The organism is Clostridioides sp. ES-S-0001-03, from assembly GCF_020676075.1.
GTDB lineage: Bacteria > Bacillota > Clostridia > Peptostreptococcales > Peptostreptococcaceae > Clostridioides.
Map to the genome: position 1 here is coordinate 707,475 of NZ_JACVWJ010000001.1, position 18,282 is coordinate 725,756.

The 18,282-nt window shown below is 29.7% G+C and carries 17 protein-coding genes; 16 read left to right on the plus strand and 1 reads right to left on the minus strand.

Translation table 11 applies throughout. The annotated features are described in order from the left end of the window. The 14 genes from recJ to IC174_RS03060 all read left to right on the plus strand — a co-directional run bounded on the left by recJ (position 1) and on the right by IC174_RS03060 (position 15,467). Positions 1–2,451: a single-stranded-DNA-specific exonuclease RecJ gene (recJ, locus tag IC174_RS02995; protein WP_227482133.1), complete on the plus strand. Its 2,451-nt coding sequence runs from the start codon at positions 1–3 to the stop codon at positions 2,449–2,451. 12 nt (positions 2,452–2,463) lie between these two features. Next, positions 2,464–2,976: an adenine phosphoribosyltransferase gene (locus IC174_RS03000; protein WP_227434488.1), complete on the plus strand. Its 513-nt coding sequence runs from the start codon at positions 2,464–2,466 to the stop codon at positions 2,974–2,976. Positions 2,977–3,049: 73 nt separating this feature from the next. Further along, positions 3,050–5,257, plus strand: coding sequence for a RelA/SpoT family protein (locus tag IC174_RS03005; RefSeq protein ID WP_227434489.1), 2,208 nt, complete (start codon positions 3,050–3,052; stop codon positions 5,255–5,257). Positions 5,258–5,281: 24 nt separating this feature from the next. Beyond that, complete coding sequence (dtd, locus tag IC174_RS03010; protein WP_227434490.1) at positions 5,282–5,731, plus strand: D-aminoacyl-tRNA deacylase; 450 nt, start codon at positions 5,282–5,284, stop codon at positions 5,729–5,731. 14 nt (positions 5,732–5,745) lie between these two features. Further along, positions 5,746–6,360, plus strand: coding sequence for an MBL fold metallo-hydrolase (locus tag IC174_RS03015; RefSeq protein WP_227434491.1), 615 nt, complete (start codon positions 5,746–5,748; stop codon positions 6,358–6,360). A gap of 92 nt (positions 6,361–6,452) precedes the next feature. Next, on the plus strand, positions 6,453–8,012 hold the full coding sequence (locus tag IC174_RS03020) for a coproporphyrinogen III oxidase (RefSeq protein WP_227482134.1): 1,560 nt from the start codon (positions 6,453–6,455) through the stop codon (positions 8,010–8,012). Then, a complete protein-coding gene (gene hisS / locus IC174_RS03025; protein ID WP_227434493.1) occupies positions 8,002–9,264 on the plus strand; it encodes a histidine--tRNA ligase in 1,263 nt (420 codons plus the stop codon). Before IC174_RS03020 ends, hisS begins: the two co-directional genes overlap by 11 nt. 73 nt (positions 9,265–9,337) lie before the next feature. Further along, positions 9,338–11,125: an aspartate--tRNA ligase gene (aspS, locus tag IC174_RS03030; RefSeq protein WP_227434494.1), complete on the plus strand. Its 1,788-nt coding sequence runs from the start codon at positions 9,338–9,340 to the stop codon at positions 11,123–11,125. A gap of 333 nt (positions 11,126–11,458) precedes the next feature. Next, positions 11,459–12,211 (plus strand): GntR family transcriptional regulator, encoded by a 753-nt coding sequence (locus tag IC174_RS03035; RefSeq protein ID WP_227434495.1) that lies wholly within the window; start codon positions 11,459–11,461, stop codon positions 12,209–12,211. A gap of 24 nt (positions 12,212–12,235) precedes the next feature. After that, complete coding sequence (locus tag IC174_RS03040) at positions 12,236–12,649, plus strand: PTS sugar transporter subunit IIA (protein ID WP_227434496.1); 414 nt, start codon at positions 12,236–12,238, stop codon at positions 12,647–12,649. 3 nt (positions 12,650–12,652) lie between these two features. Then, positions 12,653–13,396 (plus strand): BtpA/SgcQ family protein, encoded by a 744-nt coding sequence (locus tag IC174_RS03045; protein ID WP_227434497.1) that lies wholly within the window; start codon positions 12,653–12,655, stop codon positions 13,394–13,396. Beyond that, a complete protein-coding gene (locus IC174_RS03050; RefSeq protein ID WP_227434498.1) occupies positions 13,396–13,866 on the plus strand; it encodes a PTS sugar transporter subunit IIB in 471 nt (156 codons plus the stop codon). The genes IC174_RS03045 and IC174_RS03050 overlap by 1 nt, the downstream gene beginning before the upstream one ends. A gap of 16 nt (positions 13,867–13,882) precedes the next feature. After that, positions 13,883–14,641 carry a PTS mannose/fructose/sorbose/N-acetylgalactosamine transporter subunit IIC gene (locus tag IC174_RS03055; RefSeq protein WP_227482135.1) on the plus strand — a complete coding sequence of 253 codons (759 nt, stop codon included), beginning with the start codon at positions 13,883–13,885 and terminating at the stop codon, positions 14,639–14,641. Further along, positions 14,625–15,467 (plus strand): PTS system mannose/fructose/sorbose family transporter subunit IID, encoded by an 843-nt coding sequence (locus IC174_RS03060; protein WP_227434500.1) that lies wholly within the window; start codon positions 14,625–14,627, stop codon positions 15,465–15,467. The genes IC174_RS03055 and IC174_RS03060 overlap by 17 nt, the downstream gene beginning before the upstream one ends. A gap of 6 nt (positions 15,468–15,473) precedes the next feature. Here IC174_RS03060 and IC174_RS03065 read toward each other — a convergent pair whose 3' ends face one another. Next, complete coding sequence (locus tag IC174_RS03065) at positions 15,474–15,671, minus strand: hypothetical protein (protein ID WP_227482136.1); 198 nt, start codon at positions 15,669–15,671, stop codon at positions 15,474–15,476. A gap of 505 nt (positions 15,672–16,176) precedes the next feature. Here IC174_RS03065 and IC174_RS03070 point away from each other — a divergent pair. Both IC174_RS03070 and IC174_RS03075 read left to right on the plus strand, forming a co-directional pair. Further along, positions 16,177–17,409: a cytosine permease gene (locus IC174_RS03070; RefSeq protein WP_227434502.1), complete on the plus strand. Its 1,233-nt coding sequence runs from the start codon at positions 16,177–16,179 to the stop codon at positions 17,407–17,409. Positions 17,410–17,422: 13 nt separating this feature from the next. After that, positions 17,423–18,229 (plus strand): nitrilase-related carbon-nitrogen hydrolase, encoded by an 807-nt coding sequence (locus IC174_RS03075; RefSeq protein ID WP_227482137.1) that lies wholly within the window; start codon positions 17,423–17,425, stop codon positions 18,227–18,229. Positions 18,230–18,282: the final 53 nt, after the last annotated feature.

Consider the following 18,282-nt stretch of genomic DNA (forward strand, 5'->3'; position numbering starts at 1 on the left):
TTGAAAAAATGGACACTGAAATATAAAGGGAAGATAGAGGAAAGTGAATTTAGCAAAAAACTTAATATTTCCCCGGAAATCTGCCAAATTTTAAAAAATAGAGGTATATATACTGAAAAAGATTCAGAAATATTCATGAATCCATCTTTAGACTATTTAAGAGACCCTTTATTAATGAAAGATATGCAAAAGGCTGTAGATAGAATAAAGTCAGCTATTGATAAAAAAGAAAAAATTTGGATTTATGGAGATTATGATGTTGATGGTGTATCTTCTACTTCTATTTTATGCTTATATTTTAATAGTATAGGATATCATGTGGATTACTATATTCCAAATAGACTAGAAGAAGGCTATGGTATAAATGAAGAGGCTATAAAGCTTATAAGCTCTAGGGGATGTGACTTGATTATAAGTGTTGATTGTGGAATTACATCAGTATCTGAGGTTAACCTAGCAAATAATTTGGGTATAGATGTTATAATAACAGACCATCATGAATGCCAAAATGAAATTCCCTCAGCTTTTGCAGTAATAAATCCAAAGCAAGAAGATTGTAACTATCCATTTGATGCATTATGTGGATGTGGTGTAGCATTTAAAATGATACAAGCACTTACTCCAAAAGAAGATTTTAAGACTAGCATGTATGATTATTTAGAAATAGTAACATTGGCAACTATTTGTGATATTGTTCCACTTGTGGATGAAAATAGAATAATTGTAAAAAATGGTTTAAAATTAATGAAAGAAGGCAAAAATATTGGATTAAGAGAGCTTATAAAAGTTTGTGGTGTAGAAAGTGAAAAAATAGGTTCTTCTCATATAGGCTTTGCAATTGGGCCTAGAATAAATGCATCAGGACGTTTAGGATATTCTTATTTGGGTGTTGAGTTATTTACTACTCAATCTAAAGATGAAGCTGTTGAAATAGCTAATATATTGGAAGAAAAAAATAATGAAAGACAGATGATTGAGGCTCAGATGTATCATGAAGCTGAGGAAATATTAAAGTCCAATAGTAGATATAATGAAGATAAAGTATTAGTTTTAGCTAAAGAAGGTTGGCAACATGGGATAATAGGAATTGTAGCATCTAAGTTGACTGAAAAATACTATAAACCAACGATTCTTTTAGGTGTAGAAGATGGAGAAGCTACTGGTTCAGCAAGGTCAATAAAAGGATTTAATATATTTGAGGCTCTTGTAAAGTGCAAAGACTTAATGACTAGGTTTGGTGGACATGAGCAAGCAGCTGGATTGTCTTTAAATTCAGAAAATGTGGAAGCTTTGGCTAATGAAATAAATAAGTTTGCAGATTATAATTTGACTGAAGATGATATGATAGAAAATGTAAATGTTGAATTTGAACTACAAGAAAATGTAATAAGTTTAAATCTTGTGGAGGAATTACATAAGTTAGAACCATTTGGATTAAATAATCCTAATCCTAGATTTATAGTTAGGAACTATATTCTAAAAGACTTAAAAATCATAGGTAAAAATCAACAACATTTGAAATTAAGCATAGAAAATGAAAAGTGCTATGAATGTATAGGATTTAACATGAGTCATTTAAAATCATTATTCAAGGTAGGAGATAAAGTAGATGTATTGTTTCAACTAGATGAGAACAACTATATGGGAAATAGGAAAGTGCAGTTTCTACTTAAAGATATTAGATTAGCTCGACCTAAAAGTGCAAGTAATGACAAACTTTCGCTAAAATTAATGTCAAAAATAATACCAAAAGATTCACAAAGCTTGTATAATATATCTGAGTCTGGTTTTGAATTATTTGATGGAAATACAGATATAAATATATTTGATTATTTTGAAAAAGAGACATTGATAATATCTAATTCTATAAATGGATTCTATAGAGCAATATCAGATGTATCACTTATAGATTTAGATTTTAACATAAATTACAATATTATTGAAGATATTAACAAAAATACTGATAAATTAGAGCTTATATTTTCTCCTAATATTGATAAAATAGACTTAAAAAGATATAATAATATTATTCTTTATGATTATTTATACAATAAAGGCGAATATTCGTATATATATGAGAATAAAAGAGAAGAAAGTGAAATTATAAAATATTATAATAAAACAGACCTATTATATTTAAAGAATGTAGTTAGTAATATAGTTCCATCAAGAGATGAATTTATAACAATTTATAAACAAGCACTTATAAAAAAAGAAATTGATTTGGATATGGTAAATATAAAGGGAACTTTTAATGTAATTCCATTAAAGTTTTTTACGATATTGAATGTGTTTAGAGAATTAAATTTACTTGACTTTAATTTAAATTATGAAAAAAATTCTGTACTCATAAGAATATTGCCAAAACCACAGAAAAAATTAGACTTAAATGAGAGTTTAATACTCAATAATTTAAAAAAATTAGAAAAACAATACAATAGCAGTTATTAGGAGGCGTTTCCCATGGATTTAAAAAACTTTATAAGGAATATTGATGATTTCCCAAAGCCAGGTATAGATTTTAAAGATGTTACAACTCTATTTAAAGACGGCGAGGCATTTAAATATGCAGTAGATTCTATGGCTGAAGAATTGAAAAGCAAGGGTGTGGATTTAGTAGTAGGTCCAGAAGCAAGAGGATTTTTGATGGGTACACCTGTAGCATATGCACTAGGAGTAGGATTTGTTCCAATTAGAAAACCTGGAAAGTTACCAGGAGAAGTTGAGAGTTATGAGTATGGATTAGAGTATGGTACGGATACTTTAGAAATACATAAAGATGCAATTAAAAAAGGTCAAAAAGTGGCAATAGTAGACGATTTATTGGCTACTGGTGGAACTATGGAAGCTGCTGCTAAGCTTGTAGAAAAATTAGGTGGAGAAGTAGTTTCTATGCAATTTTTAATTGAGCTAGAATTCTTAAATGGGAGAGAAAAGTTATCTAACTATGATGTTAATTCTCTTATAAAATACTAGTACTTTTACAATAGTTGGTATAGCACCAACTATTTTCATATATATTAAAATTTTATACAAAATAGGTGGTTATATGCATGATAAAGAATTACAAGAAATAATTGAAAAGATAAAAGTTTATGCACCTAATGCAAATTTTGAAAAGGTTGAAAAAGCCTACAATCTTGCAAAAAAAGCGCATGATGGACAATATAGAAAATCTGGGGAACCATACTTTATTCATCCATTGGCAGTGGCAAATATTTTAATAGAGATGGAATTAGATATTGAAACTATAACAGCAGGTTTGCTTCATGATGTTGTAGAAGATACAGAATATACCTATGAAGACATAACAAAAGAATTTGGAAAAGAAGTAGCGGATTTAGTTGATGGAGTAACAAAACTTGGTCAGATAAAATATCGTTCAAAAGAAGAAACTCAATCTGAAAATTTAAGAAAAATGTTTCTAGCAATGGCAAAAGATATAAGGGTTATACTTATAAAGCTTGCTGATAGATTGCATAATATGAGAACGTTAAAATACATGCCTCCAGAAAAAGCAAAGTATAAAGCAAAAGAAACTTTAGAGATTTATGGAGGTATAGCCCACAGATTAGGTATATCTAAGATAAAGTGGGAACTAGAAGACAGAGCATTAAGGTTTATGGACCCAGAAGGGTACTATGAATTAGTTGATAGAGTGTCAATGAAGAGAAGTCAAAGAGAAGACTATATACAAGGGATTGTTGAGCTTCTTAAAGATAAGTTTAAAGATTTAAGTATACCATGTGATGTATATGGTAGACCAAAGCATTTTTACAGTATTTATAGAAAGATGCAGAAAAAACACAAGACTTTTGAAGAAATTTTTGATTTAACGGCTGTAAGAATACTGGTAGATAATGTAAAAGACTGTTATGCTGTACTTGGTATAGTTCATACATTATGGAGACCTATCCCAGGCAGATTTAAAGACTATATAGCAATGCCAAAGCCAAATATGTACCAATCATTGCACACTACTGTTGTAGGGCCTGATGGAGAGCCTTTAGAGATACAAATAAGGACTCATGAAATGCATAATATAGCAGAAAATGGTATTGCAGCACACTGGAAATACAAAGAAGGTATTTCTGGCAAAGAAGTAAAAGTTGAAGAGAAACTTCAGTGGTTAAGACAAATGATGGAGTGGGAAAAAGATTTAAAAGACCCACAAGAATTTATGGATGCACTTAAAGAAGATGTATTTAATAGTCAAGTTTATGTATTTACTCCACGAGGAGATGTAATTGAATTACCAGCAGAATCAACTCCAATAGATTTTGCCTATAGAGTCCATACAAATGTAGGAAATAAATGTGTTGGAGCAAAAATTGATGGAAGAATAGTACCTATTGATTATAAGCTTCAAAATGGTAATATTGTTGAAGTACTTACATCATCTAATTCTAATGGTCCAAGTAGAGACTGGCTTAACATAGTAAAAACACCAAATGCAAAAAGTAGAATTAGACAATTTTTCAAGAAAGAAAGAAGAGAAGAAAATGTTGACCGTGGGAATACCATATTAGAAAGAGAGTTTAAGAAACATGATATACCACAGAAAGACCCTCTTGTTGAAAAATACATGGCATTAGTTGCCAAGAAGTTTAATCAGCCAAGTGTTGAAGACTTAGTTGCCACTGTAGGTTATGGTGGTATAATGTCATCTCAAGTTGTATCTAAAGTAAAAGATTTGTATTTAAAAGAAATTAAAAAAGTAAAAAAAGAACAACAGATGCAAGAAGAAGATTTAAATAAACACAATATGAGCGAAACAGAATACAGCAAAAAGAGAAAGAAAAATTCATCACAAGGTATTGTAGTAAAAGGACTTGATAATATCTTAGTAAGGTTTGCTAAATGTTGTAATCCACTTCCAGGAGATGAGATTGTAGGATATATCACTAAAGGTAGAGGTGTAGCTATACACAGAGCAGATTGTCCAAATGCAAATAACAATGGAGATTTCTTCCAAAATAGATTAGTGGAAGTGTCATGGAGTTCAGCAGGTAAAGGCAAGTTTGAAGCAGAGATTCAAATAAAGGCTGTTGACAGAAGAGGAATTGTTAATGAAATAACTCATATTGTTGCAATGGATAAACTTAGCTTAAATGGAATAAATGCAAGAAAAGGAAAAGATAGTATTGTAAGTATAAATCTACTTGTAGAAGTTAATGACACTGAGGAATTGAAAATTCTAATGAAAAAATTAAAAGCAATTCCTGGTGTAGAAAGTATTTATAGAATGACAAATTAGAGTTAAAATAATAGGGAGGAAAATATGAGAGCAGTAGTACAAAGAGTATCTTCATCTAAAGTTACAGTAGATGAAAACATTATAGGTCAAGTAAATAAGGGGTTGCTAGTACTGTTGGGAGTGACTCATGATGATAAATCAAGTGATGTAGACTACATGATTGATAAAATATTAAACCTAAGAATTTTTGAAGATGAAAATGATAAGATGAATTTATCTCTAATGGACATAGGTGGAGAACTTTTAGTAGTATCTCAATTTACTTTATATGGAGACTGTAGAAAAGGAAGAAGACCTGGATTTAGTAACGCAGCTAGACCAGAACTTGCAAATGATTTGTATGAAGAATTTGTAAAAAAAGCCAAAGATAAAGGTGTAACAGTAGGTACAGGTCAATTTGCAGCTCATATGATGGTAGAATTAACTAATGATGGACCAGTAACAATACTATTAGACTCAAGTAAATCTTTTTAAGGGGGAAAACTTTAATGGTTATAAAAAAATTTGTAGACAGTTATTTTGGAGTAAACACTTATGTGTTAGGTGATGAAAAAACTAAAAAATGTGCAGTTATAGACCCAGGAGGAAGTTTAGTAGATACATTAAGCTTTGTCAAAGAAAATGGATTGAATGTTGAATATATAATTCTTACTCATGGACATGGTGACCATATAGGGTATGTTAAAGATATTAAAGATAAGACTGGTGCTAAGGTAGTTGCACATACTGATGAAAAAGAATTATTAAATGATAAAAATAAAAACTTAAGTTACACAATGAGATGTGGCGCACAAGAATTTGATGCAGATATATATGTAAATGATAAAGATAAAATGGAACTTGGTGAATTAAAAATGACTTTCTTGCATACACCAGGTCATACACAAGGATGTATGTGTATAAGAGTTGAAGATGACATGTTCACAGGAGATACTTTGTTTGCTGGAAGTATTGGTAGAACTGATTTATATAGTGGAGATTTCCACCAAATGGAGAAATCACTTAAAAAATTATGTAAATATGAAGATGCTGTTAGAGTATATCCTGGTCATGGGCCAACTAGTACTTTAGGTGTTGAAAAGAAGACAAATCCTTACATGTAATTTTATATTAATATTTAAAAATAGTATCAAATATTTAATAAATGTATCAGTGATGGGGTTCTTCTAGTGTTTAAATAGAAGGAGTTAAGTTGATGTTGGATGTTTTTTTAAAAGGACATGATTATAAGTATGAAGTAGCAGAACTTATAAAATTGTTTACTAGTGAATTTAAATTTAATGACTTTGCTGATTGTAGCAATAGTATAGAGTCAAGATATTTAATAAATAGATTGATTTGTGAAAATGATACTTTACTTTCAATTACTGAATATTATGAAGGTGGTAACTTAAAGTATGAATCAATACAAAATATCAAAGATATAAATACGGAGTTTTTAAATGGATTTTGTAATAATAATACGATTGAAGAGTTTTTAGATAGACTAGACAGTGAAAGTAAGAGAAAGATTAGAAAATTATGCAAAGAAAGTATTAAAAAAAGTATGTTTATAGTACTTAAACAAATATTTAATTCTTATGTTCCATGGGGCATTTTGACTGGTATCAGACCAGTCAAAATTGTCCACAATCTGATGGATGAAAAACTAGATGATGATAGTATAAGAACTATTCTAAAAGAGAACTATTTTATAATGGATGAGAAAATAGATTTAGCTCTTGAAATAGCTAAAAGAGAACGCTTATTTATGTATCCGATAGACAAAAATAAAATTTCTCTTTATGTAAGTATTCCATTCTGCCCAACTAGATGTGTATACTGTTCATTTCCTTCAAACTCGTTAAAGCAATTTGGCCATTTAAAAAGAGAATATGTCTATAAATTGATTGAAGAAATTAAAGGGTTTGCCAAAGTTATTGAGGATACTAATAAAGAAATTGAAACTCTATATATCGGTGGTGGAACTCCTACTACATTGGATGAGGAAGAATTGGATTTACTTATAAATGCTCTCTTTAAAGAATTGGACTTAAGCAAAATTAAAGAATTTACGGTAGAAGCAGGTAGACCAGATACTATTACCAAAGAAAAATTAAGTGTATTAAAAAAACACAATGTAAGTAGAATTAGTATAAATCCTCAAACTATGAATGATGATACTTTAGTTAAAATTGGAAGAGAACATAAAGTTTCTGATTTAGTAGAATGTTTTAATATGGCTCGAAATATGGGATTTGACAATATAAATATGGATATAATTTTAGGTCTTATAGATGAAGACTTAGACATGGTAAGAAATACATTAGAGGAAATAAAAAAGCTTTCTCCTGAAAGTCTTACAGTTCATACATTAGCTATAAAAAGAGCTTCTAACCTAAATATAAATATGGATAAGTACAAAGAACATTTAACTCAGTATGAAGAAATGATAAAAATGATAGATTTATCAATGAAATATGCCAAGGATATGGGACTTAATCCATATTATATGTACAGACAAAAACATATGCTAGGTAACTTAGAAAATATAGGTTATGCTAAAGAAGGATATGAGTGTATTTACAATATACAAATTATGGAGGAAAAACAAAGCAACTATGCCTTGGGTGCAGGTGCTATATCAAAATTTGTCTATGTAGATGAAGATAGAATTGAAAGAGTAGAAAATGTAAAGAATGTTGAACAATACATTGATAGAGTAGATGAAATGATAAAAAGGAAGAAAGAAGAGGTATATAAAAATGTTGACTAAAGCTCCTAGAGGAACTAAAGACATAACTCCAAAAGAGGCTTATAAATGGCGTTATGTAGAAAATAAATTTAGAGAAATATGTGCTTTATATGGGTATGAGGAAATGGTAACTCCTATATTTGAACATACAGAACTTTTTAAGAGAAGTGTTGGAGATACTACAGATATAGTTCAAAAAGAAATGTATTCTTTTAAAGATAAAGGGGATAGAGAAATTACTCTAAAGCCAGAAGGTACAGCTGGTGTAGTAAGAGCATTTATAGAGAATAAATTATATGCAGATACTCAACCAACAAAATTATTTTATGTTACACCTTGTTTTAGATACGAAAGACCACAAGCTGGTAGACAGAGACAATTTCATCAATTTGGTATAGAAGCACTTGGAAGTGATACTCCTTCAATGGATGCTGAAATAATAGCACTAGCTGTTCAATTTTTTAATGAAGTTGGATTAAATGATTTGGTAGTGAGTATAAATTCAGTGGGTTGTCCAGTTTGTAGAAAAGAGTACAATGCTTTATTAAAAGAATATCTTGATTCAAAAGCAGATATATTATGTGAAACTTGTAATGAGAGAAGAGAAAAAAATCCAATGAGGGTTATAGACTGTAAAAACCCTACATGTAAAGAAAATATCAAAGATATACCATTTATTGCAGACCATTTGTGTGATGATTGTAAAGTTCACTTTGATAAACTTCAAGAATACTTAAAGGAAATGAATATAAACTTTGTAATTGATAAAACAATAGTTAGAGGGTTAGATTACTATAGAAAAACTGCTTTTGAAATTATATCTAATGATATAGGTGCTCAAAGTACTGTATGTGGTGGAGGCAGATATGATGGTCTTGTTGAACAACTAGGTGGTCCAAAAGGTATAAGTGGAATTGGATTTGGACTAGGGATTGAAAGACTTTTACTTACACTTGAAGGTAATGGAATTGAAATAGAAAACCCTCAATCTACAGACATATTTATAGTAACTATAGGTGAAGAAGCAAATACAAGAAGCTTTAAATTGTTGAAAGATTTAAGACAAAATCATATAAGTGCGGATAAAGACCATATAGAAAGAAGTGTAAAAGCACAATTTAAGTATTCAGATAAAATAAATTCAAAATTTACAATAGTAATTGGTGATGACGAGCTAAAAAATGACACTGCAACATTAAAAAATATGAAAACATCAGAGCAAACTACTGTAAAATTAAGTACATTAGTTGAAGAATTAAAGCAAAAGCTGTAAAATAAGAAAGTATGATGTTTTGTGTATTAGATAAATATATAGCATTAAAATTAAATAAAATGGAGGTAGTATCTTGGAAACTTTAAAGGGTTTAAAGAGAACTCACTACTGTGGAGAGTTGAGAGAAAAAAACATAAATGAAGAAGTTGTACTTATGGGATGGGTACAGAAAAAAAGAAACTTAGGAGGACTTGTATTTGTTGATTTAAGAGATACAAGTGGATTATGCCAAATAGTTTTTGATACAGATGTAGATAAAGAAGCTTTTGAAAAAGCTGAAAAATTAGGTGCTGAGTTTGTAATAGCAGTAAAAGGAAAAGTATGCGAAAGACAGTCTAAAAACCCTAACATGCCAACTGGGGACATAGAGATATTTGCAACTGAACTTAGACTTTTAAATAAATCAGAAACTCCACCTATTTATATAAAAGATGATGATGATGTTTCAGAAGCACTAAGACTAAAATATAGATACTTAGACTTGAGAAAATCATCTATGCAAAGAAATTTAAAGTTAAGACATAAAGTAATGAATATTACAAGAAATTACTTATCAAATAATAGATTTTGTGAAATAGAAACACCATTTTTAATTGCTCCAACACCAGAAGGAGCAAGGGATTATCTTGTACCAAGTAGAGTTAATCCAGGTAAATTTTATGCATTACCACAATCACCACAATTATACAAACAATTATTAATGGTAAGTGGTATGGATAGATATTTCCAAATTGTTAAGTGTTTTAGAGATGAAGACCTAAGAGCTGATAGACAACCAGAATTTACACAAATAGACTGTGAAATGTCTTTTGTTGAACAAGAAGATGTTATGAGTATGATTGAAGGATTACTTGAAGTTATATTTAAAGAAGTTTTAAATGTAGAATTGACACTTCCACTTCCTAAAATGACTTATGCAGAAGCTATGGCTAGATATGGTTCAGACAAACCAGACACTAGATTTGGTTATGAACTAACAGATATATCTGATGTCGTTTGTAATTGTGGATTTAAGGTGTTTGCTGATGCTACACAACCAGGAAAAAGCGTTAGAGGTATAAATGTAAAAGGAAAAGCTGACGATTTTACTAGAAAACAAATATCATCATTAGAAGAACATGCTAAAACATATAGAGCAAAAGGGCTTGCTTGGATGAAAGTAGGTCAAGATGGAGTAACTTCTCCAATAGCAAAATTCTTTAGCGAAGATGAAATGAATGCTATACTTACAAGAATGAATGCAGAAGCAGGAGATTTACTTTTATTTGTAGCTGATAAAAACTCAGTAGTATTTGATGCTTTAGGACAAGTTAGACTTGAAGTGGCAAATAGACTTAATATATTAGATAAGAATGTATATAATTTATTATGGGTAACTGAATTCCCTGTTTTTGAAGAAGATGAAGAAACAGGTAAGTTTGCAGCAATGCATCACCCATTTACATCACCTATGGATGAAGATTTAGATAAACTAGAAGATGGAGATAAAGCATCTTTAAGAGCTAAAGCTTATGACATTGTATTAAATGGATATGAAATAGGTGGAGGAAGTGTTAGAATATCAAATTCAGATGTTCAATCAAGAATGTTTAAGGCACTTGGGTTTACAGAAGAAAGAGCTAATGAGAAGTTTGGTTACTTATTAGAAGCATTCAAATATGGAACTCCTCCTCATGCTGGTCTAGCTTTTGGGCTTGATAGACTTGTTATGTTGCTTGCAGGAGCTGAAAATATAAGAGAAGTTATTGCATTCCCTAAAAATCAAAATGCTGTTTGTCCTATGACAAATGCTCCTACAGTAGCAGATGATGAGCAATTGGATGAATTAAGTATAAAAGTTGATATAAAAGATAAAGAATAATATATGAATAAGAAATAATATATAAAAGACTGTCGCACTAAAAATAGGGTGACGTCTTTTTTTTGTACTATTTAATAGTAATAATTGTCAATTAAAAGTAACATTAATTATTATTTACACAATTCTAAAAAAGAATTCTGTTAGATTAATAATCCAAACTATTCCTACCTGATACTACAAACAATAAAATACTATATTAGACAAAAAAATTAAAAAATTACCAAATTAAAAATTATTTAAAAATAAATTGACAACGATTTCGAGTTGTTATAATATGTAATAAAGAACTTGTTATATAATGTTATAAAAATACTACATGAGGGGGTGAGTAAAATGGATGAAAAAAAGCAAAAAAAAGAAATGGACTTAGAGGTAAATTCATTTATTCCTTTGTACCAACAACTATATGACAACATAAAAAAACAAATAGCAGCTGGTATATATAAGCCAGGAGATAAACTTCCATCTGAAGTAGACCTATGTAAGGAGTTTAATATAAGTCGTATAACTGTGAGAAATGCGCTTAATGAACTTGTAAAAGAAGATATATTATGTAAAAAGCGTGGAAAAGGAACTTATGTAACTATTCCAGAGAGAATAGAAGCAACATGTGCAGGAAATAGTTTTACTAATTCTTGTCATCGTATTAATGCAAAACCAAGTACTAAGATAATCTCTATTTTGATAAAAAAAGCTGATAAGCAGGTGGCTGAAGCTTTAAATATTGAACTAGAAGAGAAGATAATATGTATTAAAAGACTTCGATTAATAGATGAAGTACCTGTTATTTTTGAAGTTGATTACTTTAGAATAGATTACATGTTTTTATTAAAAGAAGAGCTGGAAGATAAGTCTTTAATGGAAGTTATATCTAATAATATAAGTACACTACCTAATCGTGTGGAAAATATATTTGAAGTAAAACACTCAAACAAAGAATATTCTGACCACCTTAAATGTGCAAGCAATATGGCATTATTAAAAGTAAGACAATTAGTATATACAGAGAATAATGATGTTTTATATTACAATGAACAATTTATAAGAAGTGATAAGTATAAATATGCAGTATCAGCAGAAATATAATTTACACTTAGGAGAGGAATAAATATGAGAAAAATAATATTAGCGTCTCATGGAGACTTTTCAAAAGGGCTTTTAGATTCAGTAAAAATGATAGTAGGAGATTTAGCAAATTGCGTTAATTCATACAGTTTATATCCTGGACAAAGCGCTTCAGATTTTGCTTTAGAGTTAGAAAAAACAATAGTAGAAGATAAAGAATGTGAATATATAATTTTATCTGATTTATACGGAGCAAGTGTATGTACTGCTATGTTAAGGTTAACTAAGTTACATAATGTTAAGTTATTTTCAGGAATGAATTTAAATATGGTATTAGAGCTTCTTACAAGATTTTCTGATAAATTAACAACTGAAGATGCAGAACAGTTAGCAAAAGAATCTAGAATGGGAATACAAAATGTAACATTACAAATAAATGAAGAAGAAGAGGTATTTTAGTTTATGGACAATAAGGGAATATTATCAGTTTTTAAAAACAAAAAGCCAATTATAGCAATGATACACCTAAAGGGAGATACTTCAGATGATATTTTTGAAAGAGCTAAAAAAGAAATTAGTATCTTAGAAGCAAATGGTGTAGATGGAATAATGTTAGAAAATTACTATGGCAATTACTATGATTTAGAAAGAATACTTGAATATGTATCTAAATCTAATTTGTCAATACCATATGGAGTAAATTGCTTAAATGTTGATACTATGGGATTTGAACTAGCAACAAGATATAATGCAAGCTATGTACAAGTTGACTCTGTAGTAGGTCATGTCAAACCTAGAGATGAGGCTACTTTAGAAGAATTTTTCAAATTACACCGCTCAAAATGTCAAGCTTATTTAATTGGAGGGGTACGTTTTAAGTATCAACCAGTTTTATCAGAAAATACTGTTGAAGAAGATTTAAAGATAGGAATGACAAGATGTGATGCTATAGCAGTTACAGAAAATGCTACAGGGCAAGAAACATCAATGGAAAAAATAGAGTTATTCCGCAAAAATGTAGGAGATTTCCCTTTAGTTATTGCAGCTGGAGTTACATTAGAAAATGCAAAAAAGCAGCTTGAGATAGGGGATATGGCAATAATAGGAAGTTACTTCAAAGATAATTACCAAGACTTTGGAGATGTTAGTGCAGAACATGTAAAAACATTTATGGATGAAATAAAAAAAATTAGGGAGGAATTATAATGATTAAATTAGTAAGGGTAGACCACAGACTTATACATGGACAAGTAGCATTTACATGGACAAAGTTTTTAAATACAGATTGTATATTAATAGCAAGTGATGAACTATTAAAGGATGATTTAAGAATGGCAGGGCTTAAAATGGCTAAGCCATCTAATGTCAAACTTGTAATGAAAAGTATCGCAGATTCTATAAAAGCACTTAATTCAGGTGTAACTGATAAATACAATCTTTTGATACTTTGTGAATCTGTAGAAGATGTTTATAGACTATCTAAAGAAGTTAAATCTATTAAATCAATAAACCTTGGTGGAACAAAATCAGATGATAATCGTGAAAATATATCTAAAGCAGTTCATGTATCAAAGGATGATATAAACATGATTAAAGAATTAGATTCAGAAGGTGTAAATGTATTCGTACAATTAGTTCCTGATGATGATGCTACAAATGTAATGAAACTAATATAATTTTAGGGGGATAAAAATGGAATTTACACAAGTTATTCTAATAACTCTAATTGCATTCTTTGCATATATGCATTGTTTTGTAGGTTCTACAATGCATAATAGACCTATAGTTGTTGCACCACTTGTTGGTTTAGCACTAGGAGATTTACGTACAGGTATAATAATAGGGTCAACATTAGAACTAGTATTTATGGGTGCATTCCCAGTTGGAGCAAGTAATCCTCCTGACTTTGTATCTGGTTCTATTATTGCTACAGCATTTGTAATATTAACTGGTCAAGATGTATCAGCAGCAGTTGTACTTGCAGTTCCTATAGCAACTTTAGTATTACTTATAGACAACTTCTTAATGACAGTAGTACTTACATGGGGAGCTCATCTTGCTGACCGTTATGCAGAAGATGGTAACATTGAAGGCGTAGAACGTATACAATTATTATTTGGTATAGGTAATAAATTAATACTAGCAATAATAGTAGGTACAGGATTCTCATTAGGTGTTCCAGTAATAGAAAAAATACTTTCATTTATACCATCATATGTAATTCATGGTATGGATGTTGCAGCAGGCGTGATACCAGCAATAGGTTTTGCCATGTTAGCTAGAATGATGCTTAATAAGAAAACGATAGCATTCCTATTATTAGGTTTTATAATGGTTGCTTATTTAAAAATAACAGTAACAGGAGTTGCATTATTTGGATTAGCAGTAGCTTTAATATATGTTAACTTTTTAGGAGAAAAGGAGGTAGTAGTAGATGACAACGAATTCTAAGAAATTAGAAACAATTTCGCCAGATAGCAAAATAACAAGAAAAGACTTTTGGAAATGTTTTAGAAGGTCTTTAACATTAGATTCATCTTGGAACTATGAACGTATGCAAAATATAGCATATGCATATACGATGGCACCAATAATCCGTAGATTATATAAAAATGATAAAGAAAAAAAATCTCAAGCTTTAAAAAGACATCTTGAATTTATGTCAGTTACACCTCATATAAGTACTCTTTTAGTTGGTATATCTGGAGCTATGGAAGAAGAAAATGCAAAGAATGAAGAGTTTGATGCAAAGAGTATAAATGCTGTTAAATCAAGTTTAATGGGTCCAGTTTCTGGAATAGGAGATTCATTTTTCTGGGGAACATTAAAGCTTATAGCAGCTGGAGTTGGTATAGCTTTAGCTTCTCAGGGGAATATAATGGGTCCAATTTTATTCCTTCTAATAATAAATATTCCTCACTTTATTATTCGTTATATATGTTTAGATAAAGGATTTAAGTATGGAACTCAATTTTTTAAAGATGTAAGTGGTTCAAATATAGTCTCAAAAGTTATGGAAGCAGCATCAATGCTAGGACTTATGGTAATTGGAGGGATGACCGCCTCTAATGTAATACTAAAACTTAGTGTTAATGTAGGGAGTGGAGAATGGGCAGAGCCTATTCAAACTTACTTAGACCAAATAATGCCATGTATGCTTCCAGCTATGATATTTGGAATTATGTATTGGTTATTAGGAAAAAAAGTCAAGACAACTACAATATTAATTTCAGTTATGATTATTTGTATAATATTAGCTGCAATTGGGGTAGTATAAGTAAAATTATGAATATGATTTTTGATAATCTTTTCTACAATTGAAATATATAAAGGGGAGGCGTACTAAAAAATAGGCGATTCCCCTTTTGAATAAAAAGTAAATACTAAGTTCAAATAAATCACCAATTTTATGCCTATAGTGGCAAGCACCTTTTTCTTTTTTATCCATTAAAGTTATCTTTATCTTTGGTCTTCTAGCCATAATCTTACACATCCTCCTTTGTATTCATATTCAATATAATAAAAATACTGTATTTTAAAATTTTATCATGAATTCGTTTTTAAGTAAATTTTGTTTTAAAAACTATTTTTATAATAATAATCAGAAAATTTAGACTAAATTTGATTAGTAAAGTTGTAATAAATTCACTAAAAATAAGTTAGAATAGGTGAAAATTGAAGTATTTATAAGCCTCATAAAAAATATTTGGGAATAAATTATACACTATAAAATTTTAATAAAATAAGTATAATTCTAATAAAACTGAAATAAATTTAAAATATGTGTGAATAGTCTAAATTTAAATAATAATTTTAGACTATTTATCTATCTATAACTTAAATTATATCAAATTGATAATAAACTATATATTATACTTTTTTGTAGAGTAGAATTATAATTATAGAAAGAAAAAAAACTATCAAGGGTGAAAAAAATGTAGAAAAAAGTAGAAAAGATTCTTTTACAAAGAAAGGGAGGGATAATCTTGCAAGAGAGAGAAGAATTAGTTTTAAATCCAGTTCCAAAAGAGGAAAGAGTTGGATGGTTAGCTCCATTATTTAATATGCTTGGCTCTAATATAGCCATATCAGAATTAATGGTTGGAGGAACCTTAATTTTAGGAATGACTCTTTCCAATATGATTATTACATCAATTATAGGGAACTTAATATTAGTCGCAATTATTATGATACAAGGTTATATTGGTTGTAAAGAAGGGTTAAATACATATGTATTAGCTAAGGGGGCATTTGGAGAGATAGGTGGAAAATATCTAATATCTCTATTGCTTGGAATAACTAGCTTTGGTTGGTTTGGTGTACAAGCAGGAGTTGCGGGATTATCAGTACAAAAAATATTTCCAAGTGTAAACTTAACTCTAGTCACAGTTATACTTGGATTATTAATGGTAGTTTTCGCTTTGTATGGTTTTAAGGCAATGGCTAAGTTTAATTACTTAGTTATACCACCACTTATAATATTAATGGCTTGGGGAGTTTTTAAAGCTTTTTCTACTTATGGAGTTGAAGCTATCTACAATTACACTCCTCAAACAACAATGAGCATGGTTGAAGGATTAAATATGGTTGTTGGTCTTATCATAGTCGGTGCGATTATATCACCTGACCAATTAAGATATACAAGGGGAGTAAAAGATATTTGGATAATTGGTTTTTTAGGATTAGGTATTATTTCATTGTTCCAGCAAGTTGCAGCAGGTGTAATGTCTATGGGTGCTCCTACTTGGGATATAACAGAAGTATTGGCTAATTTAGGATTTGGATGGATAGCATTTGTTATTTTAATACTTGCATCTTGGTCAACCAATGTATCAAATGCCTATTCTGGTGGATTGGCACTAAAAACTATTTTTCCAAATGTAAAGAGAAATGTATTAACTTTAGTTGCAGGTCTAATAGGTACAACAATAGCAGCTACTGGTATAATATTCAAATTCCAATCGTTCTTATCTTTCTTAGGAATAGCAGTTCCAGCTATAGCAGGAATTATGTGGTGTGAATATTATTTTATACAAGGAAGAACTTATAAACACAGAGAAGGAATAAATTGGATTGCAGTAATAAGTTGGTTAATTGGTTTTGCAGCATCATATTATACTTCAAAAATAAGTTTCTTAATACCACCAATAAATGGAATTGTAGTAAGTATGATTCTTTATTATATACTAATGAAATGTTTTGGAAGTAAGGATAAATAAAGGGGGAAATTGTATGAGTCATAAAGTGAAAATAGGTATAATTCAACAGCATAGTGTACTTGGAGATGTTAAAAAAAATATAGAAAAAGCAGTAGAGATGATAGATGATTTGGGAAATCAAGGTGCAGATATTATTTGTTTGCCAGAATTATTTGCTACAGGATATAACTTAGAATATTTAGGTGGAATTAAAACATTAGACCTAATAAGAGAACATAACAAATACATAGAAAAATCAATGTCAGAAGCAGCTAAAAGAAATAATGTATACCTAATATCTCCATATGGAACTTTAGAAAAGGACTCTACACATGTTTTCAACTCAGCTGTTATATTCGATAGACAAGGTAATATGATGGGAGAATACTGTAAAAATCACCTATGGTCATTAGAAGCAGTATACTTTAAATCAGGGGAAAAAGTAGATGTATATGATGCTGATTTTGGTAAATTTGGTGTAATGATATGCTATGATGCAGGATTCCCAGAAGTGGCTAGAGAATTGACATTAAAAGGCTCTGAAATAATATTTATACCTTCTGCATGGAGAATACAAGATGAAGATATGTGGGATTTAAACGTATCTCAAAGAGCTTTAGAAAATACTGTGTATACAGTAGGAGTAAATTTAGTAAGTAATGACCCTAATTTGATACTGTTTGGAAAGAGTAAAATATGCAATCCTAGAGGAACTATAATAAGTCAATTAGATACATATAGAGAAAAATATATATTAGCAGAGATTGACCTAGATGAAATAGAAAAATATAGGAACGATATTCCATACTTAAAAGACAGAAAAAATAGTTACAATATATAATTTTACATTATATGTTAAGGTACAATTTTGATAAAAAATAAAATAGGAGGATA

What these genes read in the sequence shown, in the direction of transcription:
- hisS (WP_227434493.1), top strand. Translation starts at nt 8,002, where the DNA reads ATGTTGACTAAAGCTCCTAGAGGAACTAAAGACATAACTCCAAAAGAG.
- IC174_RS03005 (WP_227434489.1), top strand. Translation starts at nt 3,050, where the DNA reads ATGCATGATAAAGAATTACAAGAAATAATTGAAAAGATAAAAGTTTAT.
- dtd (WP_227434490.1), top strand. Translation starts at nt 5,282, where the DNA reads ATGAGAGCAGTAGTACAAAGAGTATCTTCATCTAAAGTTACAGTAGAT.
- IC174_RS03060 (WP_227434500.1), top strand. Translation starts at nt 14,625, where the DNA reads ATGACAACGAATTCTAAGAAATTAGAAACAATTTCGCCAGATAGCAAA.
- IC174_RS03045 (WP_227434497.1), top strand. Translation starts at nt 12,653, where the DNA reads ATGGACAATAAGGGAATATTATCAGTTTTTAAAAACAAAAAGCCAATT.
- IC174_RS03035 (WP_227434495.1), top strand. Translation starts at nt 11,459, where the DNA reads ATGGATGAAAAAAAGCAAAAAAAAGAAATGGACTTAGAGGTAAATTCA.
- IC174_RS03015 (WP_227434491.1), top strand. Translation starts at nt 5,746, where the DNA reads ATGGTTATAAAAAAATTTGTAGACAGTTATTTTGGAGTAAACACTTAT.
- IC174_RS03065 (WP_227482136.1), bottom strand. Translation starts at nt 15,671, where the DNA reads ATGGCTAGAAGACCAAAGATAAAGATAACTTTAATGGATAAAAAAGAA.
- IC174_RS03040 (WP_227434496.1), top strand. Translation starts at nt 12,236, where the DNA reads ATGAGAAAAATAATATTAGCGTCTCATGGAGACTTTTCAAAAGGGCTT.
- IC174_RS03020 (WP_227482134.1), top strand. Translation starts at nt 6,453, where the DNA reads ATGTTGGATGTTTTTTTAAAAGGACATGATTATAAGTATGAAGTAGCA.
- IC174_RS03055 (WP_227482135.1), top strand. Translation starts at nt 13,883, where the DNA reads ATGGAATTTACACAAGTTATTCTAATAACTCTAATTGCATTCTTTGCA.
- IC174_RS03075 (WP_227482137.1), top strand. Translation starts at nt 17,423, where the DNA reads ATGAGTCATAAAGTGAAAATAGGTATAATTCAACAGCATAGTGTACTT.
- IC174_RS03050 (WP_227434498.1), top strand. Translation starts at nt 13,396, where the DNA reads ATGATTAAATTAGTAAGGGTAGACCACAGACTTATACATGGACAAGTA.
- IC174_RS03000 (WP_227434488.1), top strand. Translation starts at nt 2,464, where the DNA reads ATGGATTTAAAAAACTTTATAAGGAATATTGATGATTTCCCAAAGCCA.